The 25,493-nt window shown below is 62.0% G+C and carries 21 protein-coding genes and 3 rRNA genes; 10 read left to right on the top strand and 14 right to left on the bottom strand.

Annotated elements, in window-relative coordinates; translation table 11 throughout:
- Positions 1-5 precede the first annotated feature (5 nt).
- Together ACZ415_RS06560 and ACZ415_RS06555 are read right to left on the bottom strand one after the other, a co-directional pair.
- Entirely contained in the window at positions 6-2,303 is a 2,298-nt protein-coding gene (locus tag ACZ415_RS06560) for an AsmA family protein (protein ID WP_344703597.1), read from the bottom strand.
- The gene (locus tag ACZ415_RS06555; protein WP_344703596.1) at positions 2,300-2,746 is read right to left on the bottom strand and encodes an acetyl-CoA sensor PanZ family protein; all 447 of its coding nucleotides are present in this window, start codon (positions 2,744-2,746) and stop codon (positions 2,300-2,302) included. Before ACZ415_RS06555 ends, ACZ415_RS06560 begins: the two co-directional genes overlap by 4 nt.
- A gap of 208 nt (positions 2,747-2,954) precedes the next feature.
- On the opposite strand from ACZ415_RS06555, the gene hisB reads away from it, so the two are divergent.
- From hisB to ACZ415_RS06530, 5 genes are read left to right on the top strand one after another with little or no spacing between them, the layout of a single operon-like run.
- A complete protein-coding gene (gene hisB / locus ACZ415_RS06550) occupies positions 2,955-3,548 on the top strand; it encodes an imidazoleglycerol-phosphate dehydratase HisB (protein WP_344703594.1) in 594 nt (197 codons plus the stop codon).
- Between the two features lie 10 nt (positions 3,549-3,558).
- Positions 3,559-4,200, top strand: coding sequence for an imidazole glycerol phosphate synthase subunit HisH (hisH, locus tag ACZ415_RS06545; protein ID WP_344703592.1), 642 nt, complete (start codon positions 3,559-3,561; stop codon positions 4,198-4,200).
- Positions 4,201-4,238: 38 nt separating this feature from the next.
- The gene (gene hisA / locus ACZ415_RS06540; RefSeq protein WP_344703590.1) at positions 4,239-4,985 is read left to right on the top strand and encodes a 1-(5-phosphoribosyl)-5-[(5-phosphoribosylamino)methylideneamino]imidazole-4-carboxamide isomerase; all 747 of its coding nucleotides are present in this window, start codon (positions 4,239-4,241) and stop codon (positions 4,983-4,985) included.
- Complete coding sequence (gene hisF / locus ACZ415_RS06535; RefSeq protein WP_344703588.1) at positions 4,982-5,755, top strand: imidazole glycerol phosphate synthase subunit HisF; 774 nt, start codon at positions 4,982-4,984, stop codon at positions 5,753-5,755. Before hisA ends, hisF begins: the two co-directional genes overlap by 4 nt.
- Before the next feature lie 22 nt (positions 5,756-5,777).
- Complete coding sequence (locus ACZ415_RS06530) at positions 5,778-6,299, top strand: hypothetical protein (protein WP_344703586.1); 522 nt, start codon at positions 5,778-5,780, stop codon at positions 6,297-6,299.
- 40 nt (positions 6,300-6,339) lie between these two features.
- On the opposite strand, the gene ACZ415_RS06525 is transcribed toward ACZ415_RS06530, so the two are convergent.
- Positions 6,340-6,936, bottom strand: a complete 597-nt coding sequence (locus ACZ415_RS06525; RefSeq protein WP_344703584.1) for a YjaG family protein — start codon at positions 6,934-6,936, stop codon at positions 6,340-6,342.
- 101 nt (positions 6,937-7,037) lie between these two features.
- On the opposite strand from ACZ415_RS06525, the gene ACZ415_RS06520 reads away from it, so the two are divergent.
- A complete protein-coding gene (locus ACZ415_RS06520; protein ID WP_344703582.1) occupies positions 7,038-7,727 on the top strand; it encodes a type 1 glutamine amidotransferase in 690 nt (229 codons plus the stop codon).
- On the opposite strand, the gene mnmH is transcribed toward ACZ415_RS06520, so the two are convergent.
- From mnmH to ACZ415_RS06500, 4 genes are all read right to left on the bottom strand, one after another.
- A complete protein-coding gene (gene mnmH / locus ACZ415_RS06515) occupies positions 7,724-8,848 on the bottom strand; it encodes a tRNA 2-selenouridine(34) synthase MnmH (protein WP_344703580.1) in 1,125 nt (374 codons plus the stop codon). The two genes, ACZ415_RS06520 and mnmH, sit on opposite strands and share 4 nt — an antisense overlap.
- A complete protein-coding gene (gene selD / locus ACZ415_RS06510; RefSeq protein WP_344703578.1) occupies positions 8,845-9,897 on the bottom strand; it encodes a selenide, water dikinase SelD in 1,053 nt (350 codons plus the stop codon). The genes mnmH and selD overlap by 4 nt, the downstream gene beginning before the upstream one ends.
- A 74-nt stretch (positions 9,898-9,971) precedes the next feature.
- A complete protein-coding gene (gene radA, locus ACZ415_RS06505; RefSeq protein WP_344703576.1) occupies positions 9,972-11,348 on the bottom strand; it encodes a DNA repair protein RadA in 1,377 nt (458 codons plus the stop codon).
- A gap of 111 nt (positions 11,349-11,459) precedes the next feature.
- Positions 11,460-11,909, bottom strand: a complete 450-nt coding sequence (locus ACZ415_RS06500; RefSeq protein ID WP_344703574.1) for a copper resistance protein NlpE N-terminal domain-containing protein — start codon at positions 11,907-11,909, stop codon at positions 11,460-11,462.
- A 175-nt stretch (positions 11,910-12,084) separates the two neighbouring features.
- On the opposite strand from ACZ415_RS06500, the gene hisC reads away from it, so the two are divergent.
- Positions 12,085-13,146 carry a histidinol-phosphate transaminase gene (gene hisC, locus ACZ415_RS06495; RefSeq protein ID WP_344703572.1) on the top strand — a complete coding sequence of 354 codons (1,062 nt, stop codon included), beginning with the start codon at positions 12,085-12,087 and terminating at the stop codon, positions 13,144-13,146.
- A 205-nt stretch (positions 13,147-13,351) separates the two neighbouring features.
- On the opposite strand, the gene rrf is transcribed toward hisC, so the two are convergent.
- The 3 genes from rrf to ACZ415_RS06480 all read right to left on the bottom strand — a co-directional run bounded on the left by rrf (position 13,352) and on the right by ACZ415_RS06480 (position 18,205).
- Positions 13,352-13,467 (bottom strand): 5S ribosomal RNA (rrf, locus tag ACZ415_RS06490).
- Between the two features lie 81 nt (positions 13,468-13,548).
- Positions 13,549-16,435 (bottom strand): 23S ribosomal RNA (locus ACZ415_RS06485).
- A 236-nt stretch (positions 16,436-16,671) separates the two neighbouring features.
- Positions 16,672-18,205 (bottom strand): 16S ribosomal RNA (locus ACZ415_RS06480).
- The 16S, 23S and 5S rRNA genes sit together here, the layout of an rRNA operon.
- 59 nt (positions 18,206-18,264) lie before the next feature.
- Between ACZ415_RS06480 and ACZ415_RS06475 the strand changes: the two genes are divergently transcribed.
- Positions 18,265-18,507, top strand: coding sequence for a hypothetical protein (locus tag ACZ415_RS06475; RefSeq protein WP_464387710.1), 243 nt, complete (start codon positions 18,265-18,267; stop codon positions 18,505-18,507).
- Between the two features lie 183 nt (positions 18,508-18,690).
- On the opposite strand, the gene tyrS is transcribed toward ACZ415_RS06475, so the two are convergent.
- Positions 18,691-19,890 (bottom strand): tyrosine--tRNA ligase, encoded by a 1,200-nt coding sequence (tyrS, locus tag ACZ415_RS06470; protein ID WP_344701111.1) that lies wholly within the window; start codon positions 19,888-19,890, stop codon positions 18,691-18,693.
- Between the two features lie 160 nt (positions 19,891-20,050).
- Positions 20,051-21,175 carry an RNA-guided endonuclease InsQ/TnpB family protein gene (locus ACZ415_RS06465; RefSeq protein ID WP_344701113.1) on the bottom strand — a complete coding sequence of 375 codons (1,125 nt, stop codon included), beginning with the start codon at positions 21,173-21,175 and terminating at the stop codon, positions 20,051-20,053.
- 175 nt (positions 21,176-21,350) lie between these two features.
- On the opposite strand from ACZ415_RS06465, the gene ACZ415_RS06460 reads away from it, so the two are divergent.
- Positions 21,351-22,475 carry an anhydro-N-acetylmuramic acid kinase gene (locus ACZ415_RS06460; RefSeq protein WP_344701115.1) on the top strand — a complete coding sequence of 375 codons (1,125 nt, stop codon included), beginning with the start codon at positions 21,351-21,353 and terminating at the stop codon, positions 22,473-22,475.
- A 21-nt stretch (positions 22,476-22,496) separates the two neighbouring features.
- On the opposite strand, the gene ACZ415_RS06455 is transcribed toward ACZ415_RS06460, so the two are convergent.
- Together ACZ415_RS06455 and ACZ415_RS06450 are read right to left on the bottom strand one after the other, a co-directional pair.
- Positions 22,497-23,666: a PilT/PilU family type 4a pilus ATPase gene (locus ACZ415_RS06455; protein WP_344701117.1), complete on the bottom strand. Its 1,170-nt coding sequence runs from the start codon at positions 23,664-23,666 to the stop codon at positions 22,497-22,499.
- 46 nt (positions 23,667-23,712) lie between these two features.
- Positions 23,713-24,747, bottom strand: a complete 1,035-nt coding sequence (locus ACZ415_RS06450) for a type IV pilus twitching motility protein PilT (RefSeq protein WP_344701119.1) — start codon at positions 24,745-24,747, stop codon at positions 23,713-23,715.
- 31 nt (positions 24,748-24,778) lie between these two features.
- Here ACZ415_RS06450 and ACZ415_RS06445 point away from each other — a divergent pair, with 31 nt between their 5' ends.
- Positions 24,779-25,489, top strand: a complete 711-nt coding sequence (locus ACZ415_RS06445; RefSeq protein WP_344701121.1) for a YggS family pyridoxal phosphate-dependent enzyme — start codon at positions 24,779-24,781, stop codon at positions 25,487-25,489.
- Positions 25,490-25,493 lie beyond the last annotated feature (4 nt).

Genomic DNA, 25,493 nt, shown 5'->3' with positions numbered 1-25,493 from the left:
CAACCTCAATCAAACAGACGTTTCAGGCCGTCGCGCAGCTCTTGGGCCGCGCCTTCGCCGAGTTTCTCGTCGAGCTTTTCTTCAATGCGGCTGCCCACTTCGTCGCCCACCAGCCGCGACACGCTGTCGGCCAATGTGTCCTGATCCACCCGGCACCAGTCTCCCGGCTCGGCGCCCAGGCTGCCTTCGCAGCGCACCGGCAGCGCCAGTTTGGCAAGCCTTGGGTTGACCTTGCAGGCCGCATCAGCGGTATCCACCAGGCGAATGCTGGCCAACACGTCGAACTGCCGGTGGCCCGGGTCGTACTGCCCTTCGCCGTGAACGTCGATACCGGGCAGCGTGATCAGCACATCATCGCTTTGTACGACGCCGTCGCGCACGGTAAAGGTGGCATCCGCACGCTCAAAGCGGGTGTTAGCGTTCCAGTCGCGGGTGGTTTCGCGCTCCTGCACGGCGGCGACGGCTTCGCACAGCTGCCTGGAAACGTTAACGCCGGCGATCACACCGTCGTTAAGCTCGGCCTGGCCTTTGCCGTTGAGCCGGCGCAGCAGATCTTCACGGGTATTGCCTTGCGTGGTGAACGCACCGCCGGCGTCAAGCCGGCCGCTGAGCCTGGCATCGCCTTCGTTCAGCGTTTTTAAAAGCGGCGCCAGTTTGACGCCTTCAACGCGAGGTGCCAGCGCCCACTCCAAAGGTACTTGCCCGGCATCCAGCCGGCCTGTAGCGCTGAGCTTGCCGCCGTAGAAGCCGGCTTCCAAGGTCTTGAGTCGATGGCTGCCGTCGCGCCCTTGAAGCGCAACGCGAGGCGTGTCAAAGGTCAAGCCGCCCAGCGTCAGCGTGCCCAGCGCCAGCCGGCCGTCCAGCGCAAGCGAGGCCAGCAAAGGCTGAGGCAGCAGCGCAGGCGGGGCATTTTGCGCCAGCGCTCGGCGGACAGGCTCGATACCGGCCTGCTGAGCAGCCGCGGCAGGCAGGTAGCGATCGGCGTTGAGAGTGTCGCCTTCCAGATCAACGTCCAGCGCGGTACCGTCGAGATCGGCGGCAAGCGCTCCGGTCAGCGTGGTGTTATCGACCACCAGCGACAGCGGCGCCAGGCGAATGCGCTCGGCGTCGCCGTCTATCTGGCTGGTGAGCGAGACATCCGAGAAAGCGTCGGGATCGCGTATATTGGGCGTGACGCCCAGGCGCTTGAGCCAGGGGCGCAGCGACAGCGGTTTGAGCGTAAGCTGGCCGTCGTAGCGCAGCGCATCCCGCCAGTTTTCCAGCGTCAGCCGGCCTCGGGCACGCAGCTCGTCGGGGCCGGTGAGCCGCATGTCGTTGACGGTGGCAACCTGCTCGCCCCAGTCACCGTCAAAGGCAAACGTCAGCGCCAGCGCCAGACCGCCTTTCCAACCGTCAGGGTGGTGCAGGGTGCCTTTCAGCGCGCCGTCGGTGACGACAAGACGCTGATGGTCCAGACTCGCCTCGATGCGCGAGGCCTCAAGGCGCAGCGCCTGGGGCTCGGCATCGGGCACAAGCCGGGTGCGCGTTGCCAGGCGGGGGCTTTCCAGTACGAAGCCGTGCTCGGCCGGCGCCAGGGTGAGCCGCGTATCCAGCTCGATCTCGCTGCTGGCGGCCGGCGGGTGCGTCATCGCCTGGGCGTCAAGGCTTTCGTAGCGTGAAAGCGTCAGCGCGGCCTTGAGCGGAAAAGAGCGCTGCGGATTGACGTTGCTGCCGGTGACGTTGAGCTTGTCGACGTGCCAGAGCGTGCCGTGCCGGGCATCGCGAAAGCGAAGATCGGCGTTATTGACCTTGACGCTTGCAATGCTCAGCGCCACGTCCAGGCTGGCAGCGTCGGCGCCGGGACCGGCACTGGCCGGGGCCAGCACGGCTTCGGCTTTTTCGCCGCGCTCGGCCATGCGCTGAACCAGCGGCTCCCAGTTGCCTTCGCCCTGTTCGTTGCGACGCAGGTTCAGACGCAGGCCGTCAAGGGTCAGGCCGTCCACGGCGATTTCCCCGCGCAGCAGCGGGGCAAAGGCAACGCTGACCTCGGCCCGTTCCACGCCGGCAAACGGCGGAGTGTCCTTGTCCTGCTCGTCCAGCCAGGCTCGGGCTTTTTCCACGCTAACGCCGATGCGCGGATAAAACGACCACGCAAGCGCGCCGTCCAGCTCGATATCCAGCCCGGTCTGCTCTTCCACCACGGCGGTAAGACGCGGCTTGAAGTCTTCCGGGTCCATAAAAGTGGTCACATACACCACCGAGGCCACGGCCAGCATGCCCAGAATGCCAACGGCGGCCAGCACAATGCGCAATAGCTGCCTCATGATATCCCCCCGGCAGCGCCCACCCGCACATCTCCGTCGTGCGTGACGGCATAGCCCAGCCCGGTGAGCAGCCGCCCTTCGGCGGACGATGCCGAGGCGACGGCCAGGCGGGGGTGCGTGCTGCGGGCGACCTCATCGGCCACCAGCGCCAACAGCCGAGTGGCGACGCCGCGGCCGCGGGTCGTGCGGCGCACGCACAGCGCGCCCAGCTGCCAGGTACCGTCAGCGGCCGGGGTAATCGCCACCGCGCCCAGCCGCCGGGCGTTGAACAGCGCACAGGCAAAGCCGTTGCCGGCGCGCAGGTGGCGCGCGATAAACGACTCGACGGCATCCGGCGCCAGCTTGTCCGGGTCGGCATCCTGATAAATGCGCACCAGGTCGTGGCGGGCCTGAAAATCTTGTGCCCAGCGGGTCTGGTCTAGGTGTTGCAGTGTCACCGGCATGGTCATGGCTTCCTTTTGGCCCGGTCTTTCAAGCGTACCTGGTGCGCGCATTGTAGCCGATAGCCGGGGCGATTCACTATACTGGTGGCTTGCCGCAGGCCTGCCTTGTGACTTCGCTGGCCTGCGTGTTCAGCATGCGCGCTCGACGCGACAAGCGTGCGTCGCCATTGCTGTTTTTTTCAAGTGTGCCCACGCAGGAGAAGCCCCCATGTCAGCGCGTACCGCCACGGTCAGCCGTGACACCCAGGAAACGCAGATCAAGATCAGCGTCGATCTCGACGGCAGCGGCCGGCTCAACGGCAAAACCGGCGTGCCGTTTCTCGATCACATGCTCGACCAGATTGCCCGCCACGGCCTGATGGACCTGGATATCAGCGCCGCGGGAGACACCCATATCGATGACCATCACACGGTAGAGGATGTAGGCATTACCCTGGGCCAGGCGTTTGCCCGGGCGATCGGCGACAAGCGCGGCATTTATCGCTACGGTCACGCCTACGTACCGCTGGACGAAGCGCTTTCCCGGGTGGTGGTGGATTTTTCCGGGCGTGCGGGGCTATTCATGCAGGTCGCTTTTACCCGGGATACCGTGGGCGCCATGGATACTCAGCTATTCCAGGAATTCTTCCAGGGCTTTGTCAACCACGCCGCGGTGACGCTGCATATCGATAACCTCAAGGGCATTAACGTCCACCACCAGGCCGAAACCATTTTCAAGGCGTTCGGCCGGGCGCTGCGCATGGCGGTTGCCGAAGATCCGCGCATGGCCGGTCAGATGCCGTCGACCAAAGGCAGCTTATAAGGAGCACACCATGACCATTGCTGTGATCGACTATGGAATGGGCAACCTGCACTCTGTGGCCAAGGCGCTGGAGCATGTCACTGATGAAAACGTGATCATCACCCGGGATGCCCGCTGCATTCACGGGGCGACCCGGCTGGTGCTTCCCGGCCAGGGGGCCATCCGCGACTGCATGGGCGAACTTGAACGCACCGAACTGCGCGGCCTGGTGGAAGACGTGATTCGGCGCCAGGGCAAGCCGCTGCTGGGCATCTGCGTGGGCCAGCAGATGCTGCTGGAGCACAGCGAAGAAAGCGGCGGCGTGACCTGCCTGGGCGCGTTCAAGGGCGAGGTGAAGCGCTTCCCCGACGGCATGCGCGACCACAACAACGCCCGGCTGAAAGTCCCGCACATGGGCTGGAACCTGGTCGATCAGCACGGCGAACACCCGCTATGGAACGGCATTGATTGCCACGAGCATTTCTATTTCGTGCACAGCTACTACGTCGACGCCGCCGAAAAGACCGAAGTGTTCGGCACCACCCGCTACGGCCACATCAACGCCCATGTAGCCATTGGTCACCAATCCAGCTTTGCCGTACAGTTCCACCCGGAAAAAAGCTCCCGCGCCGGGCTGCGGCTGCTGGAAAACTTCGTCACCTGGTCACCGTAACCCGGACGCTCCATGCGTTTCACCAAGGTAAACATACCATGCTAGTCATTCCCGCCATTGATCTGAAAGACGGCCAGTGCGTACGCCTCAAGCAGGGCCGCATGGACGAAGCCACGTCCTACGGCGATGACCCCGTGGCCATGGCCGCCCGCTGGGTCGAGGCCGGCGCGCGGCGCCTGCACCTGGTCGATTTAAACGGCGCCTTTGCCGGCCAGCCGGTCAACGGCGAGGCGGTCACCGCCATTGCCCGGGCCTATCCGGATCTGCCCATCCAGATCGGCGGCGGCATCCGCAGCGCCGACACCATCGAGCACTATATAAACGCCGGGGTGTCCTACGTCATCATCGGCACCCAGGCGGTGAAAAAACCGGCGTTTGTCACCGAGATGTGCCGCGCCTTTCCCGGCCGCGTGATCGTGGGGCTGGATGCCCGAGACGGTTTTGTTGCCACCGACGGCTGGGCCGAGGTCTCCACGGTGAAGGCCACCGAGCTTGCCAAGCGCTTTGCCGACGACGGCGTCTCCTCCATCGTCTACACCGACATCGCCCGGGACGGCATGATGGCCGGCGTCAACGTCGAGGCCACCGCCGCCCTTGCCCGGGACGGCGGCCTGCCGGTGATTGCCTCGGGCGGGGTCACCAACCTTGAAGATATCCAGGCGCTGTGCGAAGTGGCTGACAGCGGCATTCTGGGCGCGATCACCGGCCGCGCCATTTATGAAGGCAGTCTGGACGTCGCCGAGGCCCAGCGGCTGAGCGATCGCCTGAGCGGAGAAAAATCATGAGCCTTGCCAAACGCATTATCCCCTGCCTGGACGTTGACGCCGGCCGCGTGGTCAAGGGCGTCAACTTCATCGGCATCCGCGACGCCGGCGACCCGGTGGAAATCGCCCAGCGCTATAACCAGCAGGGCGCCGACGAGATCACCTTTCTCGACATCACCGCCAGCAGCGACGACCGCGACACCACCGTGGACATGGTCGAGCGCATTGCCGGCGAGGTGTTCATTCCCCTGACCGTGGGCGGCGGCATCCGCCGCTGCGAGGATATCCGCACCATGCTCAACGCCGGGGCGGATAAAGTGGCGATCAACACCGCCGCGATCACTCATCCGGAGTTCGTCCGCGAAGCCGCCGAGCGCTTTGGCAGCCAGTGCATCGTCGTGGCGCTTGACGCCAAGCAGGTATCCCGGGAAGGCGAGGCGCCGCGCTGGGAGATTTTCACCCACGGCGGACGCAAGGAGACCGGCCTTGACGCGGTGGAGTGGGCAAAGAAAATGGCCGACTACGGCGCCGGCGAGCTGCTGCTGACCAGCATGGACCGAGACGGCACCAGGGCCGGTTTTGATCTGGACTTGACCCACGCCATCTCCGAGGCGGTGAGCGTGCCGGTGATCGCCTCGGGCGGGGTGGGCAACCTTGATCACCTGGTAGACGGCGTGCTCAAGGGCGGCGCCGACGCGGTGCTTGCCGCGAGCATCTTCCATTTCGGCGAATACACCGTCCCCGAGGCCAAGCGCTACATGACCGATCACGGTATCAAGATGCGGCTATAAGATGACGGCGTTTATTTCCGGCATGCCCTTTATTTCTGACATGGCGGCGCGCACCCCCAGGGCGCGCCGCTGGCTTATCGCTCTGCTGGCGAGCGCCACCCTTCCCTTGAGCGCATCGGGCAACGACTTCTGGCAATACGATCACACCTTTGTGCAAACCAGCCTGGCCACGCAGCACTTTTCCGGCAGTTCAGGCTACAACGAAGATCAGAACCTGATCGGTATCGAGCTGCACAACCCCGACCGCTGGCTGGCAGGCACGGCCTGGCTGAAAAACTCCTTCAACCAGCCCATATGGTATTTCTACGCCGGCCGCGAGTTTGCCTTCTGGCAGCCGGCGCCGAACCTGGAGTTTCGCGCCAAGCTCACCGCCGGCGCGCTGCGCGGCTACAAAGGCAGCAAAAAGCACAAGATTCCGTTCAACCACTACGGCGTTGCCCCGGCCGTTCTGCCGGCCGTTGGCGTGCGCTGGGGCAAGGTTGAAACCGACATGCTGCTCTTCGGCACCGCCGGCGTCATGCTCAACGCCGGCATCCGTATTTAATTCCCAAAACTGCCGGCGGCATCCGGCGGCCTCTGCTCGCCTATTCCGAGTCCAACGAAAGCCCCAGGTTGCTCACGCCCTCGTTTTTGCCCAGCCGGCGCACCTCTTTCAGCCGGTCTCTGGAAAGCGGCGGCGAGACGGCCTCAAGCACGGCGTCCTGAAAATCGTTTTCGTCGTCGGTAAGCGGGTGGTCACGCACCAGCAGCGCCAGCTTATCGGCGTCGTCTTCGCCTTCGGTCAGCTCAATAAAGGCGCGCACCCCGGCACGCGACGTGCGGCTGACGTCAAGCACCGCCTCGGGCGCTTCGCCGCGCCACGTATCCAGCAGCGCCGCCACCGATACCACCGCGTCCAGCGCTCGGCGAGCGCCGAAGCTGTCGTCCTCGACGGGCGGCTCACACTCGGCCAGCTTTTCCGCCTGGCGCTCGAAGTCGATACTTGCGCTGTGCACGGCAAGCTTTTCCCACACCAGGTCCAGCACGGTGCGCAGCGTGTGCGTATCGCCGTGGCCGGTGGTTTGCGCGTAGAGCGCGTAGTTGGGCAGCTGGCGCTCGGCCAGCGCCGCCATGAAAGCCTGCTGTGCGGGCCGGCCAAGCTGTTGAAGCCGCTGATAAAAGCCCGGTTTTTTTGACGCCATGTTAAAGTTCCTGTGCGTGCTTGCCGGGCCGGTACACAAAGGCTGCGTACTCACAGGCAAGGCACGTATTGCGAAAGTCATCGTTGGGTGAGGAGAATATCATGCACGTTCATCTGCTACAGCACGGCCCCCATCACGGGCCTGCGCGCCTTACCGACTGGCTTTCCAGCATGGGACACAGCTATACCGTGTTTCATCTGGACGACGGCGAAATTGCCCCGCGTCCGGGCGACAGCGATGCGCTGATCGTTCTCGACGGCGACGAGGCCCTGCTGGAGGCCCCGCCCGCCTGGCAGCGGGCAGAGCAAAAACTCATCGAGCGCTACCTGGACGGGCAAAAGCCGCTGCTGGGTATCGGCCTGGGAGCGCACCTGATCGCCGATGCGCTGGGCGCAACCGTAGGCCCCGGCACGTTTCCTGAAGCCGGCTTTCACGCCGTTCGCCTGGCCAAAGACGCAACGTTTGACCTGCCCGAGCAGTTTCACGCTTTTGTGTGGCACCGTACGGTGTTCAGCCTGCCGGATAACGCAACGCCGCTGGGCGCCAGTGCGGCGGCCCCGCTGCAGGGCTTTGCCTGGGACGACGGGCGCGTCATCGGCCTTCTTTGCCACCTGCACGCCACCCGGAAAAGCGCTGCCGCCCTGCTCGAAAACCAGGCCCCGCCGGCCGGCCGCGATGATTTCATTCAGCCGCAGGCCGACATACTTGCCGACGACGATGCTTTCCAGCGCCTTGCCCCGCTGCTTGACCGGGTGCTGTATCCGTGGCTGCGCACAGCGGTTGCCCGCTAACGCTTCAGGCCGCGCTGCTCTGCCTGCCACTGCCGGGCGGCGTCCAGACAGCTGTCCCAGTCGCCTACGTGGTACTCTTTCAGCCCTGCTTGCTGCTTGCGCGTTAGCTGATAGCGATACATGGGGTCATAGTATTCGGTCAAAAGCGGTGCCAGCCAGGCCTCGTGCGCCTGGCGATCGCCGCTTTCATGGGCGGCAAAGGCCAGCGCCTGTAGCCGCTGCAGCCGAGCAAGGCGAGCGCTGCCCAAACGCTTTTTCAGCCGCAGCAGGGCGTTGCCCAGCTGCTGGCGCATGCGCTCCCAGCCTTCTTGCTCACCGAAGCGCTCGCAGTGGGCGCGCTCCAGATCAATAATGTAGTCTTGGCGCAGCTGCTCCAGACGCCAGTCCAGGGGCATTTCCACACGGATACGCGGCGCCTGCTCCATCCCCTGCCAGAACGTCAGCGGAACGTTGACGTTACCCACCTGACGCGATTCGTCCTCCAGTATCAGCGGGCCGGAAAGTGCCATCAGACGCTGTGCCAGCGCGTGCTCAAAGTCGATTTGCGGCGGCGGCGGTTCGGGCATGCGGCCAAACGCCGAGCCCTTGTGGTTGGCAAAGCCTTCCAGATCCACGCCACACTCCAGCCGGTTGATCAGCACCGTCTTGGCGCAGCCGGTCAGCCCGCTGATCATCAGCATGGGCTGCTCGGCGGCGGCGTCAATGCGCGCGCAGAGCATCTGGCGCATGGCCTTCCAGCCGCCGTCAATGCGCGGGGCGGAGCAGCCGGCTTTTGCCAGCCACTGCTGGACAATTTGCGAGCGCATCCCGCCGCGAAAACAGTAGATCAGCGCATTCGGATGCCGGGCTAAATAATCGCACCAGGCGTTGACGCGCGCCGTTTTGACCGCGCCGCTGACGAGTTTTTCGCCCAGCGCAACGGCTTGCTGCTGGCCGTGCTTTTTATAGGCGATGCCGACCTGGTGGCGCTCGTCATCGTTCATCAATGGCAGGTTGACCGCGCCGGGCAGCGAGCCTTGCGCAAACTCGACCGGGGCACGCACGTCGATCAGCGGGCGGCCCTGACGTACAAGCTCCGCTTTTGGGGCTACGCTCGCCGTGTCGCTGCCAACCCCACTCACCCCGCCACCTCGTCGCTGTTGAAGCCGATTAGAGCGTCGCCGTTTTGGGCCTTGAGCGTGCCGAAGGCGGCAAGCTCGACGCCGTGTTCGCGGCCGATACGCTGCACGGCTTCTACGCTTGCCGGATCCACGGCCAGCAGCAGCCCGCCGGAGGTCTGCGGGTCGCACAGCCACTGCCAGTGCTCGTCGGCCATCTCCGGCAGCGCTGCCCCCAGCGCGGTGCGGTTGCGCCCGGTGCCGCCGGGCACGGCCCCCTGCCGGCGGTAGGTTTCCGCCGCCTCAAGGCGCGGCAGACGGGTGAAATCCAGGCTCGCGGCCACGCCGCTGGCGGCGCAAACTTCGCTTAAGTGCCCGGCAAGGCCAAAGCCTGTCACATCGGTCATGGCGTGCACGCCGGAAACGCCGGCAAGCTCAGCGCCGATGCGGTTGGAAACCAGCATGGTTTCCCGGGCAAGGCCCCGGTGCTCGTCGGCCAGCAGGCCGCGCTTTTCCGCGGTGGTGAGCATGCCTACGCCCAGCGGCTTGGTTAAAAACAACAGATCGCCGGGCTTGGCGGCGCTGTTGAGTTTTAAGCGTTCCAGATCCACCAGGCCGTTGACGGCCAGGCCAAAAATCGGCTCCGGGGCGTCAATGGAGTGCCCGCCGGCCAGGGCTACGCCGTGCTCGCGGCATACCGCCTGAGCGCCGGCCATCACGTCGCCGGCCACATCCACGCTGAGCTGATCCAGCGGCCAGCCGAGAATCCCCAGCGCCATGACCGGGTCACCGCCCATGGCGTAGACGTCGCTGATGGCGTTGGTCGCCGCGATACGGCCGAAATCGTACGGGTCGTCGACAATGGGCATGAAAAAATCGGTGGTGGCGATCATGCCGCGACCGTCGCCCAGGTCGTAGACGCAGGCGTCTTCACGCCCCTGGTTGCCCACCACCAGCCTGTCGCTTGCGGCGGGCGGGCCGGCCTTGGCCAGAATACCGTCGAGCACGTCGGGGGCGATCTTGCAGCCGCAGCCGGCGCCGTGGCTGTATTGCGTCAGGCGAATGGCGCTCATTGAGATATCTCCTTGCAAATCGGTGGTGCATCTTAACGCAGACGCCCACTTACGGCATATTGCGTACGTGGCGGCTATAGCGCATCCAGGGCATCGCTGAGCTTGTCCACCGGAATCACGTCCATGCCCTTGGGCGATTTTTTGGGCGCGTTGGCCCGGGGCACAATGGCCCGGGTGAAGCCGTGCTTGGCGGCCTCGGCGATGCGCTCCTGGCCGCTAGGCACCGGACGAATCTCGCCTGAAAGGCCCACCTCACCGAATACCACCAGCTCCCGGGGCAGCGCGCGGTTTTGCAGGCTCGACACCACCGCCAGCAGCACGGCCAAGTCGGCGCTGGTTTCCAGTACCTTGACGCCGCCCACCACGTTCAAGAACACGTCCTGATCGCCGGTAAAAAGCCCCCCGTGGCGATTGAGCACGGCCAGCAGCATGGCCAGCCGGTTGGGGTCGAGGCCCACGGCCACCCGGCGCGGGTTGCCCAGCGCAGATTCATCCACCAGCGCCTGGACTTCTACCAGAATCGGCCGAGTGCCTTCCCATACCACCATCACCAGGCTGCCCGGGGCCTGCTCTTCGTTGCGCGAAAGAAAAATCGCGCTGGGGTTTTTTACCTCTTTCAACCCCTGTTCGAGCATGGCAAACACGCCCAGCTCGTTGACCGCGCCGAAGCGGTTTTTCTGCCCGCGCAGGGTGCGAAAGCGCGAGTCCGACCCGCCTTCAAGCAAAAGCGACGCGTCGATCATGTGCTCGAGCACCTTGGGGCCGGCAAGCGTGCCGTCCTTGGTGACGTGCCCGACCAGCAAAAGCACGGTGTTGCTCTGTTTGGCAAAGCGGGTGAGTGCAGCGGCGGACTCGCGTACCTGGGCCACGCCGCCCGGAGCCGAGGCAATGTCTTCCAAGTGCATGGTCTGAATCGAGTCGATCACCAGAATATCGGGCTTTTCCCGCTCGGCCACGGCCAGAACGGTCTCGATGCTGGTTTCGGCGAGCATCTTCAGCCCCTCGGTCGGCAGCTGCAGCCGGTGGGCGCGCATGGCCACCTGAGAAAGTGACTCCTCGCCGGTGACGTAGATAATCTGGCGGGTCTGGGCCAGCTTGCAGGCCGTCTGCAGCAAAAGCGTGGACTTGCCCGCACCGGGGTGGCCGCCCAAAAGCACCGCAGAACCGGGCACCAGCCCGCCGCCCAGCACCCGGTCGAATTCGCCGAAGGTGGAGGTCATGCGCGGCACTTCGCTTAAGTCCACCTCGCCCAGGTCCACCACTTCCCGGGTCAGCGCGCCGCTGTAGCCGCCCCGCGACGCCGCCGCTGGCGCACCGGCCCCGGGGCGCGCCGGGGCAAGGCGCACTTCACTTAGCGTATTCCACTCTTTGCAGCTGGAACACTGCCCCTGCCACTTGCGAAATTCGGCGCCGCATTCGGTACACACAAAAGCGCTTTTGGCTTTGGCCACAGAACATGCTCCTCTCTCTTCCCTACCGTACACAGCAAAGGCGGCCCGGGGCCGCCTTTGCTTTGTTGCGCTTGCGTTGCCGTATCGCGACGGCGGGCGCCTTGTCTCATCTTACTGGCGCTTAAGGCGCAGCATTTCGCCGTTTTCAAAGCGGCGACGCTCGGGATCAATCAGCTCCAGCGTGCTTTCATCCAGGCGCAAAAAGTAATACGTCTGCCCTTCCGTGTCCGGCGTCAGCTCATATACCTTGGCATCCGGATTGGACGGCGTACCGGTAAGCACTTCCCAGCCGCCCGCGTAGTTTTCGTCCGGCGGGTTCTGCGGATGGTTTTTATAGGAAGCGGTAAGCGTAAAAGTGCGGTCCTGAGCGGCGTCAGACTCTTGGCCGACCATCTCCACGTCAAGGCCGATGCCGTCGCAGTTACGGCAGGGCAGCGTTCCCTGATAGGTGGCCGTCGTCGGTTCAATGGATTCTTGACTGGCCGTGTTCGCGGGGCCGCCGGCACAACCTGCCAGCAGCGATAGCATGGCCGAGCCGATCAGCACGCTTCTTAGTTGCATCGTTGAGCTCCTCATCGCATTCAACAGGTAAAATACACCCGAAACAGCATAACCGCTCCTTGCAAACACGCCCACCCCCTTTGCTCGGGTTGCCGGCGCTGTGCGAGTTACTTGCGCTTTTTTTCCCCCCAAGCGACCATGGCCGGCATTGTTTCCACCGATTCAGGTCATTGCCATGAGCCAATTCTGGAGCCCTGCCCTGCACGAGCTGACCCCGTACGTTCCCGGCGAACAGCCAACCGAGCAGGTCATCAAACTTAATACCAACGAAAACCCTTACGCACCGGCGCCGGGCGTCGGCCGGGTGCTGCGCGACTACGCCGCCAGCCATTTGCGCCTGTACCCTGACCCGGATTCGGTCGCGCTGCGTCAGGCGCTGGCGGCAACATACGGCGTGCCGGTCAGCAGCGTCTTTGCGGGCAACGGCTCAGACGAAATTCTCGCGTTCGCCTTTCAGGCTTTTTTTCGCCACGGCGCACCGCTGGACGTGCCGGAGCTCACCTACAGCTTCTATCCGGTCTATGCCAAGCTTTACGACATTGAGCTGCGTCAGCACCCGCTGAACGAACGATGGGAAGTCGACCTGGACGCGCTGACAAAGGCCGAGAGCAGAAGCGGCATTATTTTTGCCAACCCCAATGCCCCTACCGGCCACGCCCACTCGCTCGACGCGCTAAAAGCGCTGCTCAAGCAAGTAACCGACCGGGTAGTTCTGCTTGATGAGGCCTATGTAGATTTCGGTGCCGAAAGCGCCGCTGCGCTTACCCAGCGCTATCCCAACCTTTTAGTCACCGGTACGTTTTCCAAATCCCGCAGCCTGGCGGGTATCCGCCTGGGCTATGCGATTGGCTCACCGGAGCTGATCGACGGGCTCAAGCGCATCAAGGATTCCTTTAACTCATACCCCGTCGATCGGCTAGCCGAACGTGTCGGCATCGCCGCGCTGGAAGATACCGCGCACTTTCAGGCCTGTCGCGAAAGCGTTATTGCCACTCGCCAACGTACCCAAACCCGGCTGGAATCGCTCGGGTTTACGGTTCTGCCCTCTCAGGCCAACTTTTTACTGGTTGAGCATCCCGCTTATGACGGCGGCCAGCTGTTTGTCGGGCTGCGCGAGCGCGGCATTCTGGTGCGCCACTTCAATAAAGCCGGGCTGCAGAATTTTTTGCGCATCTCTATCGGCACCGACGATGAAATGAACTCGCTGATCGAAGTCCTGGAAACCCTTTGTGCCTGAAGCGCTGCAAACCTGGTAGCACATCGTGGCAGGGCGATGTATTGCGCAACAGCACAGCCGCAACGCCGCATTTGCGCGCTTCAGTGCGCTCCATCTGGTCGTTATTCCCTGCCCTCGGCCCTGTCCTGTCTCGCTTTTTCTTACGCACTTTTTCTTCCGCGCACACAAAAAACCCGGCACGTGGCCGGGTTCTCTGCGTATTAATGCCTGACGATGTCCTACTCTCGCATGGGGAGGCCCCACACTACCATCGGCGCTGAACGGTTTCACTGCTGAGTTCGGCAAGGGATCAGGTGGTTCCCGCTCGCTATGGCCGTCAGGCGTAACTGGTGGTCTATCAAGCTGTGTGATACGTCTCTTGTATCCGATCGTTGTCCTGCAACCCGACCCCTTGGGTGTTATAGGGTCAAGCCTCACGGGCCATTAGTACACGTTAGCTCAACGCCTTGCAGCGCTTCCACACCGTGCCTATCCACCAGCTCGTCTCGCTGGGCCCTTCAGGAGGCTCGAGGCCTCGGGGATGTCTCATCTTGAAGGAGGCTTCCCGCTTAGATGCTTTCAGCGGTTATCCCGTCCGACCTTAGCTACCCGGCAATGCCACGGGCGTGACAACCGGCACACCAGAGGGTCGTCCACTCCGGTCCTCTCGTACTAGGAGCAGCCCTTCGCAAACATCCTGCGCCCACGGCAGATAGGGACCGAACTGTCTCACGACGTTCTAAACCCAGCTCGCGTACCACTTTAAATGGCGAACAGCCATACCCTTGGGACCGACTTCAGCCCCAGGATGTGATGAGCCGACATCGAGGTGCCAAACACCGCCGTCGATGTGAACTCTTGGGCGGTATCAGCCTGTTATCCCCGGAGTACCTTTTATCCGTTGAGCGATGGCCCTTCCATACAGAACCACCGGATCACTAGAACCTGCTTTCGCACCTGCTCGACGTGTCTGTCTCGCAGTCAAGCACCCTTGTGCTCTTGCACTCACTGCACGATGTCCGACCGTGCTGAGGGTACCTTCGTGCTCCTCCGTTACGCTTTGGGAGGAGACCGCCCCAGTCAAACTACCCACCACACACGGTCCTCGATCCGGATCACGGATCAGAGTGAGAACGCCAATGATGCCAGGCTGGTATTTCAAGGGTGGCTCCCCCCGGTCTGGCGACCGGGGTTCCAAGCCTCCCAGCTATCCTACACAGGCAACATCAGCGTCCAGTGTGAAGCTATAGTAAAGGTTCACGGGGTCTTTCCGTCTGGCCGCGGGTACACCGCATCTTCACGGCGATTTCAATTTCACTGAGTCTCGGGTGGAGACAGCGTGGCCATCATTACGCCATTCGTGCAGGTCGGAACTTACCCGACAAGGAATTTCGCTACCTTAGGACCGTTATAGTTACGGCCGCCGTTTACCGGGGCTTCGATCAAACGCTTCGGCGAACCTAACGTCATCACTTAACCTTCCGGCACCGGGCAGGCGTCACACCCTATACGTCCGCTTGCGCGTTGGCAGAGTGCTGTGTTTTTAGTAAACAGTTGTAGCCACCTGGTATCTTCGACCGCCTTCCGCTCCGCCCGCGAGGGGTTTCACGTACCGGCGGCGTGCCTTCTCCCGAAGTTACGGCACCATTTTGCCTAGTTCCTTCACCCGAGTTGTCTCAAGCGCCTGGGGATTCTCACCCTGACCACCTGTGTTGGTTTGGGGTACGGTCGCATCGTATCTGGTGCTTAGAGGCTTTTCCCGGAAGCGTGGCATCAATGACTTCAACACCGTGGTGTCTTCGTCTCGTCTCTCGGCCTTGAGCCGCCGGATTTGCCTGGCGGCTCAGCCTACGGACTTTCACCAGGACAACCGTCGCCTGGCTCACCTAGCCTTCTTCGTCCCCTCATCGCAATACGATCCGGTACGGGAATATTGACCCGTTTCCCATCGACTACGCCTTTCGGCCTCGCCTTAGGGGCCGACTCACTCTGCTTCGATTAGCGTCGAACAGAAACCCTTGGTCTTCCGGCGAGGGCGTTTTTCACGCCCTTTATCGTTACTCATGTCAGCATTCGCACTCGTGATACCTCCAGCGAGCTTCTCAACTCCCCTTCATCGGCTTACACGACGCTCCTCTACCGCTCATCCACAGGATGAGCCCGTAGCTTCGGTACCTGGTTTAGCCCCGTTACATCTTCCGCGCAGGCCGACTCGACTAGTGAGCTATTACGCTTTCTTTAAAGGATGGCTGCTTCTAAGCCAACCTCCTAGCTGTCTGAGCCTTCCCACATCGTTTCCCACTTAACCAGGATTTGGGGACCTTAGCTGACGGTCTGGGTTGTTGCCCTTTCCACAACGGACGTTAGCACCCGCTGTGTGTCTCCCACGCTGCACTCACCGGTATTCGGAGTTTGCCTCGGGTTGGTAAGTCGGGATGACCCCCTAGCCGAAACAGTGCTCTACCCCCGGCGGTGATACGTGAGGCGCTACCTAAATAGCTTTCGAGGAGAACCAGCTATCTCCGGGCTTGATTAGCCTTTCACTCCGACCCACAGCTCATCCCCGCATTTTTCAACATACGTGGGTTCGAGCCTCCAGTTGCTGTTACGCAACCTTCACTCTGGCCATGGGTAGATCGCCCGGTTTCGGGTCTATTGCCAGCAACTCGACGCCCTGTTAAGACTCGGTTTCCCTACGCCTCCCCTAGTCGGTTAAGCTTGCTACGGACAATAAGTCGCTGACCCATTATACAAAAGGTACGCGGTCACAGAACAAGTCTGCTCCCACTGCTTGTACGCACACGGTTTCAGGATCTATTTCACTCCCCTCTCCGGGGTTCTTTTCGCCTTTCCCTCACGGTACTGGTTCACTATCGGTCAGCCAGGAGTATTTAGCCTTGGAGGATGGTCCCCCCGTCTTCAGTCAAGGTTACACGTGCCCCGACCTACTCGATTTCACGCGTTTGGATTTTCGACTACGGGGCTATCACCCGCTATGGCGGCGTTTCCCAACGCCTTCGTCTAATCGGCCACGCGCTTAAGGGCTACTCCCCGTTCGCTCGCCGCTACTGGGGGAATCTCGGTTGATTTCTGTTCCTCGGGGTACTGAGATGTTTCAGTTCCCCCGGTTCGCCTCGTATTCCTATGTATTCAGAATACGATACTCACCTTGTGGTGAGTGGGTTTCCCCATTCAGAGATGCCCGGGTCGCAGGTTGTTTGCCACCTCGCCGAGCCTTATCGCAGGCTTCCACGTCTTTCATCGCCTCTGGCTGCCTAGGCATCCACCGTGTGCGCTTCATTGCTTGACCCTATAACCCGAAGGAGTCGGGGTCGCAATGACAACGATTGCCGGATACGCTTGAGACGTATCACATGATCATTTCATCTGAAATGATCGTTTATCAGCTTGATATACCTTGTTAAAGAGCACTGCCAAAAAGCAGTCGTAAACAGGCGGGCTGTTGCCCCCGTGCTTATGACTGCACTTCGACACATCGATCAGGTAATTCATTGTGGGCACTTGCCGAGCGGGTGACGCATCGATTAAGGAGGTGATCCAGCCGCAGGTTCCCCTACGGCTACCTTGTTACGACTTCACCCCAGTTGCGAACCACACCGTGGTGATCGCCTTCCGAAGTTAGGCTAACCACTTCTGGTGCAGTCCACTTCCATGGTGTGACGGGCGGTGTGTACAAGGCCCGGGAACGTATTCACCGTGCCATTCTGATGCACGATTACTAGCGATTCCGACTTCACGGAGTCGAGTTGCAGACTCCGATCCGGACTGAGACCGGCTTTATGGGATTCGCTGACTTTCGCAAGCTCGCTGCCCTTTGTACCGGCCATTGTAGCACGTGTGTAGCCCTACCCGTAAGGGCCATGATGACTTGACGTCGTCCCCACCTTCCTCCGGTTTGTCACCGGCAGTCTCCCTAGAGTTCCCGACCGAATCGCTGGCAAATAGGGACAAGGGTTGCGCTCGTTACGGGACTTAACCCAACATTTCACAACACGAGCTGACGACAGCCATGCAGCACCTGTCTCTCGGTTCCCGAAGGCACCAAGGCATCTCTGCCCAGTTCCGAGGATGTCAAGGGTAGGTAAGGTTCTTCGCGTTGCATCGAATTAAACCACATGCTCCACCGCTTGTGCGGGCCCCCGTCAATTCATTTGAGTTTTAACCTTGCGGCCGTACTCCCCAGGCGGTCGACTTATCGCGTTAACTTCGCCACAAGGGTCTCAAGGACCCCAACGGCTGGTCGACATCGTTTACGGCATGGACTACCAGGGTATCTAATCCTGTTTGCTACCCATGCTTTCGCACCTCAGCGTCAGTGTCAGTCCAGAAGGCCGCCTTCGCCACTGGTATTCCTCCCGATCTCTACGCATTTCACCGCTACACCGGGAATTCTACCTTCCTCTCCTGCACTCTAGCCCAACAGTTCCGGATGCGATTCCCAGGTTGAGCCCGGGGCTTTCACAACCGGCTTATCAAGCCGCCTACGCGCGCTTTACGCCCAGTCATTCCGATTAACGCTTGCACCCTCCGTATTACCGCGGCTGCTGGCACGGAGTTAGCCGGTGCTTCTTCTGTGAGTGATGTCTTTCGGCCGGGGTATTAACCCGACCGCGTTCTTCCTCACTGAAAGTGCTTTACAACCCGAGGGCCTTCTTCACACACGCGGCATGGCTGGATCAGGCTTTCGCCCATTGTCCAATATTCCCCACTGCTGCCTCCCGTAGGAGTCCGGGCCGTGTCTCAGTCCCGGTGTGGCTGATCATCCTCTCAAACCAGCTACGGATCGTTGCCTTGGTAGGCCGTTACCCCACCAACCAGCTAATCCGACATAGGCTCATCCGATCGCGGGAGCCAAAGCCCCCTTTCTCCCGTAGGACGTATGCGGTATTAGCCTGAGTTTCCCCAGGTTATCCCCCACGACCGGGCAGATTCCTATGCGTTACTCACCCGTCCGCCGCTCGACGCCTGAAGTGCAAGCACTCCATCGTTTCCGCTCGACTTGCATGTGTTAAGCCTGCCGCCAGCGTTCAATCTGAGCCATGATCAAACTCTTCAGTTTAAAATCATTGTGATTCTTGCTTTCCGCCGCCCGAGGGCGTTGGAAAAAGCGAATCAATCTTGGCTCAAGGTTTCAAACGTCTCAAACAAAACCCGAAGGTTTTTGACGAGACACTTGCCTTGATAGTAGATGATTTGTCACCCACTCAGGCAAGCGCCCACATGAATTACCTGATCAACTTGTTAAAGAGCATCTCGCAAGGCCGTTATGTCGGCCTGCAAAGCGGCGATGACTTGCCGTCTCTGCTGCGAGGAAGGCGTATTCTACACGCCTTGAAGTGGTTGTCAACTGCGATTCTTTAAACCGCCACGATTTTAAACTCGCATAAATCGTTGACACCCAAGGCCTTTTTGGGCCTTTCACCGCGGGCAACGCTTGGCGTCGCCTGCAGCGGATGCGTACTCTACGGGCTGCGGCGGCGTTTGGCAAGGGAACCGTGCAAAAAGTTTTCCGAAGCCTTTTATACGGCGATAGAGCCGCCGCACCTACTTGAGCGTGACCCTCGCGTAGCGCTTCTTCCCGGCCTGGATTACATAGGCTTTGCCCGTGGGCAGCATGGCATCTTTGGCGACGACCTTGCCGTCGACCTTAACGCTGCCGTTTTTCAGCATATCTTTAGCCTGGGCGCTGTTTTTGGTCAGCTCCGCGCGATTGAGGATAGCAGCAATAGGCGCTTTTGCTCCGCCTTCGAAGTCTACCTCCACGTCCGGCAGATCGTCGGGCAGCTCGCCGTCGGCCAGCTGATTGCCCGACGACCGGTGCGCGTTAGCCGCGGCTTCTTCGCCGTGGTAGCGCGTAATCAGCTCTCGGGCCAGCTCCATTTTGATATCCCGCGGGTTGGCGCCTTCGTTGACCTGCTGCTTCAGCGCGTCGATGGTCTCGTTGGACTTGAGCGACAGCAGGTCGTAGTAGCGCCACATCAGGCTGTCAGGCATGGACACCAGCTTATTGAACATGGTCCCTGGCGCTTCGTTGACACCGACGTAGTTCCCCAGCGACTTGGACATCTTTTGCACGCCGTCAAGACCCTCAAGCAGCGGCATGGTCATCACAACCTGCGAGGCCTGGCCGTAGTGCTTCTGGATTTCGCGGCCCATCAGCAGGTTGAATTTCTGGTCGGTGCCGCCAAGCTCAACGTCGGCTTCCAGCGCTACGGAATCGTACCCCTGCACCAGCGGGTACAAGAATTCATGGATGGCAATGGCCTGGTTGGCCCGATAGCGCTTTTCAAAGTCGTCACGTTCCAGCATCCGCGCAACGGTGCTCTGGGCGGCAAGTTCGATCATCTTGGCGGCGCTGAGCTCGCTGAACCACTCGGCGTTGAAACGCACCTCGGTTTTGGCCGGATCAAGAATCTTGAACACCTGTGCTTTATAGGTCTCAGCGTTGCGCTTGACCTCCTCTTCGCTCAGCGGCTTGCGCGTTACGTTCTTGCCCGAAGGATCGCCAATTCGGCCGGTGAAATCGCCGATCAAAAAGATCACCGTATGGCCCAGATCCTGAAACTGGCGCATCTTGGTCAAAAGCACGCTGTGCCCCAGGTGCAAATCCGGCGCGGTAGGATCAAAGCCCGCTTTGATACGCAGCGTGCGGCCGGAGGCAAGCTTCTCTTTCAGCTCGTCTTCCAGCAGTATCTCGTTGGTACCACGCGCCAGCAGCGCTAAAGCCTGATCCACCTCACTCATTGATTATTCTCCCCTGACTGTTAAAGACTGATTGCTCAGGCCGCCGGCTAGCGGACGATTCTGACACTCCCCGCCCGCCGCGCACTGCGCTTCGGGCGAGGGTTGCTGGGTCATCCCCAGAACCTTCCTGCTTCCACGCGCCTTCACTAGACCGTGACGATTAAGCCACAGCCCCCGATCCAGTCGCTCCACAGGCTACCCCCGCCCGTCCGGCGGTTTCGATATTCCTGGCCGCGTTGATATCGCGGTCAATGGCTTGGCCGCAGCCGTCACAGTGCCAGTGGCGCTGCGATAGCGGTAGCTTTTTGATCTTGTGGCCGCAATGGTGGCACGTCTTGCTGCTGGGCAGCCACCGGCTGACCTGAATGAGCTGGCGGCCCGCCCAGTCGGCCTTGTAGGCCAGCTGGCGCAGGAACTCGCCCCAGCCGGCATCGCTGATGGCTTTGGCCAGTGTCTTGTTCTTGAGCATGCCGACAATGTTCAACGTCTCGACGCAGATCACTTGGTTTTCGTTGACCAGCGTTCGAGTGGCCTTGTGCATGGCGTCGCGGCGGCAGTCCGCGATTTTGGCGTGCAGACGCGCCACCTTGCGGCGCATTTTGTGGCGGTTGTTCGAGCCTCGCTGCTTTTTGCTCAGTCGGCGTTGCAGGTAGGCCAGTTTGGCGGCATACCGCTTGAGATAGCGCGGGTTGCCCGACTTCTGCACGTTGCTGGTGATGAACAGGTCGGTCAGCCCTAGATCAACACCTACGGTGTTAGGAGAAACTGGCAGAGGCTCAGGCGTGAATTCGCACAGGCAGCTAATGAAGTAGCGGCCTGCACGGTCGCGTGAAAGGGTGACGCTGGAGGGAGCGCCAGGCAATGGCCGGCTCCAGCGGATCGGCAATGGCGCCTTTGTTTTGGCGATAGTGATCTCGCCGTCCCGGTAGCGGAAGGCGGCTCGGGTCAGTCGGATGGATTGCCGGCCATCCTTGGCCTTGAAGTGCGGATAGCGCGCCTTGAGCGTCGGATTGAAGAAGTTGTCGAAGGCCGCTTTTTGATCGCGCAGGGCTTGTTGCAGGATCACGCTGGACACGTCCTTCAGCCACGGATATTCCGCCTTGAGGGCCACCAGCCGCTTTTCCGCTGCCGAGTGGGTGAGCGTTTCCCCGCGCTGCTGATACGCTTCGGTGCGATAGGCCAGGGTGTTGTTCCAGACAAAACGCGCGCAGCCAAACGATTGCGCCAGCAAGGCGGCTTGTTCGGGCGTCGGATAAAACCGTTCCTTGTAGGCGCGTTTCGTCATTTTGTATAAATATCAGGTGGTGATGGAACCTTCAACCCCGGCACCGCGTTGCGGTGTGCGCTTTTATCACCGCCCGCACGGGGCGATGCTTTACGCGCTATTTGGTAAACGGCGCACGATGGTACCATGCTCGCCGTTGATGGTTGAGCCTTGCCCGGGAGAATTGAACGGCTTTATGCAACGCGACGCGGATATTTACGCCGGCTTGATGTCCGGCACCAGCCTGGACGGCATTGATGCGGCGCTGGTGGCCGTCACACAAGATGCCCCCCCTCGCCTTCTGGCCACACACGCCGAGCCCATGCCTCGGGCGTTGCGCCAGCGGCTGCTGGCACTGTGCCACGCCGATAGCGCAAACTTTGCCGAGCTGGCCGCCGCCGAGCAGGCTTTTTGCAAGCTGCAGGCCCGGGCTGTCGCAACGGTCATGGCGCAATACGGCGTGCCGGCCAGCACGATCAAGGCCATCGGCAGCCACGGACAAACCGTTGAGCACGCGCCGGGCGGCCACCGGGGCGGGCCGGCCTATACGCTGCAGCTGGACAACCCCAGCCTTCTGGCCGAGCTGACCGGCTGCTGCGTCGTGGCGGACTTTCGCCGCCGAGACCTTGCCGCCGGAGGCCAGGCCGCCCCGCTGGCCCCGGCGTTTCACCGGGCGCTGTTTCACGACAGCACGGAAGAGCGGGTGGTATTGAACCTGGGCGGATTTGCCAACATCACCTGGCTGCCCCGGGACGGCAGCGCGCCGCTGGGGTTTGACACCGGCCCGGCCAACGTGCTGCTGGACGCCTGGTGCCAGGAGCACGGCCGCGGCGCATTCGACGCTAACGGCGCCTGGGCGGCATCGGGGACGGTCGACCCACAGCTGCTAACGCGCCTGCTGCGCGAGCCGTTTTTCCATCAGCCGCCGCCGCGCAGCACCGGGCGCGAGCTGTTTGATCGGGCCTGGCTGGAAAAGCACCTGGACGGCGGCGAAGCCGCTGCTGACGTGCAGGCCACGCTCACCGAGCTGACCGCCGCCAGCGTGGCGCAGGGCATCACTCAGCTGCTGGGCGAGCGCCCTCTCACGCTGATCATCGGCGGCGGCGGTGCGCATAACGCTGCGCTGTGCCGGCGGCTGGCCGCTCACCTCCCGCGCGCTACCCTGCGCTCAGCGAACGACTGGGGCTGGCCGGCCGACTGGATCGAAGCCGGCGCTTTTGCCTGGCTGGCGTACCGCCGCCTGCATCATCTGCCCGGCAATCTTCCCAGCGTAACCGGCGCGGCCGGCGAGCGCGTTCTCGGCGGGGTTTACGCGCCCTGAGAAGCCGCGATCCGCCGGCCGCTAGAAGTCGTCGGCATCGCGCAGCGACAGCCCTTCGGGCACTCGGCTTGCCAGCGTGGCCCCGTCTTCCACGGCTCGCTGTTCGCTGCCGAATTTCAGCATCATGCGAAGATTGTTCGCCGAATCGGCGTGCGCCAGCGCCACCTCCTCGCTGATGCGGCCGGCCTGGGCCAGCTCGCACAGCGCCTGATCGAAGGTTTGCATACCGCTATCCCGCGAGCCGGCCATGGCCTCCTTGATGTCGTCGATGCGTCCTTTTCGGATCAAATCGGCAATGCGCGGCGAACGCAGCATGATTTCAATGGCCGCGCAGCGCCCCTCTTCAGGGGTGGGCAGCAGCTGCTGGGCCACAATTGCATGCAGGTTGAGCGACAGATCCATGAGCACCTGCTCACGCTGCTCATGGGGAAAAAAGTGGAGAATACGGTCCAGCGCCTGGTTGGCATTGTTGGCGTGCAGGGTGGCCAGGCACAGATGCCCGGTCTCGGCAAAGGTCAGCGCGTGCTGCATGACCTCCCGGGTGCGAATCTCGCCGATCAAAATCACATCCGGTGCCTGGCGCAGCGTGTTTTTCAGCGCCACTTCGAAAGACTCGGTGTCGATGCCTACTTCGCGCTGGTTAATGATGCCGCGCTTGTGCGGATGTATATACTCGATCGGATCTTCGATACTGATAATATGGCCGCCGAGGGTTTCGTTACGCTTTTGGATCATCGCGGCAAGCGTGGTTGATTTCCCCGTGCCGGTGCCGCCGACAACCAGCACCAGACCGCGTTTTTTTTGCGCCAGATCGGCAAGCGATGCCGGCACGCCCAGCGTGGCCAGCTGGGGAATGTCCAGCGCGATGCGGCGCACGACCATGGCCATCTGGTTGCGCTGCTGAAAAGCGCTCACTCGAAAGCGCCCCGTGCCGCCAAGGCTCAGGGCAAAATTGGCTTCGCGCTCCTGTTCAAACGTCTCGCGCAGCCCGTCCGGCAGCGCATGCATGACCAGCTCAGACACCGTCTCGGCATCCAGCGGCGCAGACGTTACCGGCTCCAGCCCCGAAGGCATTTTCAGACTCGGCGGTACGCCGACAGAAATCAGCAGATCCGACGCCTGCCGCGCCACCATCGCCTCCAGCAGGCGGTGCATCAGCGATTCAGGCGCTGCGTTGATCTTCTCGCTCATGATGACTCCTTGCCACCTTGGTTGCTTTTCACAGCTGCCTGCGGTGTTAAAGAGCAAGCTGCCCTTTGGCCTGCGCCTGTGCCAGCTCACGGCTGATCACGCCTTCTCGGGCCAGCTGGGTGAGCGCGGCGTCAAGCGTTTGCATGCCCAGACTGGCGCCGGTCTGCAGCGCCGAGTAAATCTGCGCCACCTTGTCTTCACGGATCAGATTGCGCACCGCCGGCGTGGTCACCAGGATTTCATGGGCCGCCACGCGCCCGCCCTGCTGGCGCTTGAGCAGCATCTGGGAAATAACGGCCTGCAGCGATTCGGAGAGCATGGAACGCACCATGCTTTTTTCCGCGGCGGGGAAGACATCGATAATGCGGTCGATGGTCTTGGCCGCCGAGGTCGTGTGCAGGGTGCCAAGCACCAAATGCCCGGTTTCCGCCGCGGTCAGGGCCAGGCGAATGGTTTCCAGATCGCGCAGCTCTCCGACGAGAATAACGTCGGGGTCTTCGCGCAGGGCGCTGCGCAGAGCGCTGGCGAAGCTGCGCGTATCGCGGTGGACCTCGCGCTGATTGACCAGGCTGCGCTTGCTGGTGTGAACAAACTCCACCGGGTCTTCAATGGTCAGAATATGCTCGTGGCGTCGAGCGTTGACATGATCCACCATGGCCGCAAGCGTCGTGCTCTTGCCTGACCCGGTAGGCCCGGTGACCAGTACCAGCCCGCGCGGCAGCATAGCGAGCTGCTCAAAGACCGTGCCCATGCCCAGATCATCCAGGGTCAGCACTTCGTTGGGAATGGTACGCAGCACAGCACCCGCGCCGCGCGACTGATTGAACGCGTTCACGCGAAAGCGCGCCACGCCGGGCAAGTCGAAGGAGAAATCCGTCTCCAGATGCTCCTCGTAGTCGCGGCGCTGGTTATCATTCATGATTTCATAGATCAGCTTGCGCACGGTGGCATTATCCATTTCCGCCACGTCCAGCCTGCGTATGTCGCCGTCAACGCGTATCATGGGCGGCAGGCCCGCCGACAGGTGCAGGTCAGAGGCGTTCTGTTTTGCCGCAAAGGCCAGCAGTTCAGTAATATCCATATTCTTCCCCAGCTACGGTAATGTGTTGCGCATGACAAACGATGCTCTTTCTGACGCGCTCGACGGCGCACGCCGGCGCCTGGCAGATGCCTTGAGCGACGCCGGACGACCGCCGGACGACGCGCGACTTCTGGCGGTCAGTAAAACACAGCCGGCCACCGCCGTGCGCTGTGCCCACGCCCTCGGACAGCGCCATTTCGGCGAAAACTACCTGCAGGAAGCGCTGGACAAACAGGCCGAACTTGCAGACCTTGACGATATTGTCTGGCATTTCATCGGCCCGCTGCAGTCCAACAAGACGCGCACCGTTGCCGAGCGGTTTGACTGGATGCACAGCGTCGATCGCCTCAAGGTAGCCCGCCGGCTAAGCCGGCAGCGCCCCGAAGGCATGCCACCGCTCAATATCTGCTTGCAGGTTAACGTCAGCCGCGAGGCCTCCAAGTCCGGCGTTATGCCCGCTGAGCTTGACGCGCTGGCCCGCCAGGTAGCGGCGCTGCCCGGGCTGTCTCTGCGCGGCCTGATGGCCATTCCTGCCCCGGCCGAGACGTTCGATGCCCAGCGCCGGCCGCTGGCCGAGCTGCGCGCGTGTTTGCACAATTTGCAAACGGCGCTACCCGACGCCCCGCTGGACACGCTTTCCATGGGCATGAGCGGCGATCTTGAAGCCGCCATTGCCGAAGGCGCGACGCTGGTGAGGCTGGGCACCGCCATCTTTGGCGCCCGCCAACGCTTTGTTCAATGACGCT

The organism is Halomonas cibimaris, from assembly GCF_055379665.1.
The sequence above is the reverse complement of the archived record's forward strand: the minus strand, read 5'-3'. Positions and strand labels throughout refer to the sequence as shown.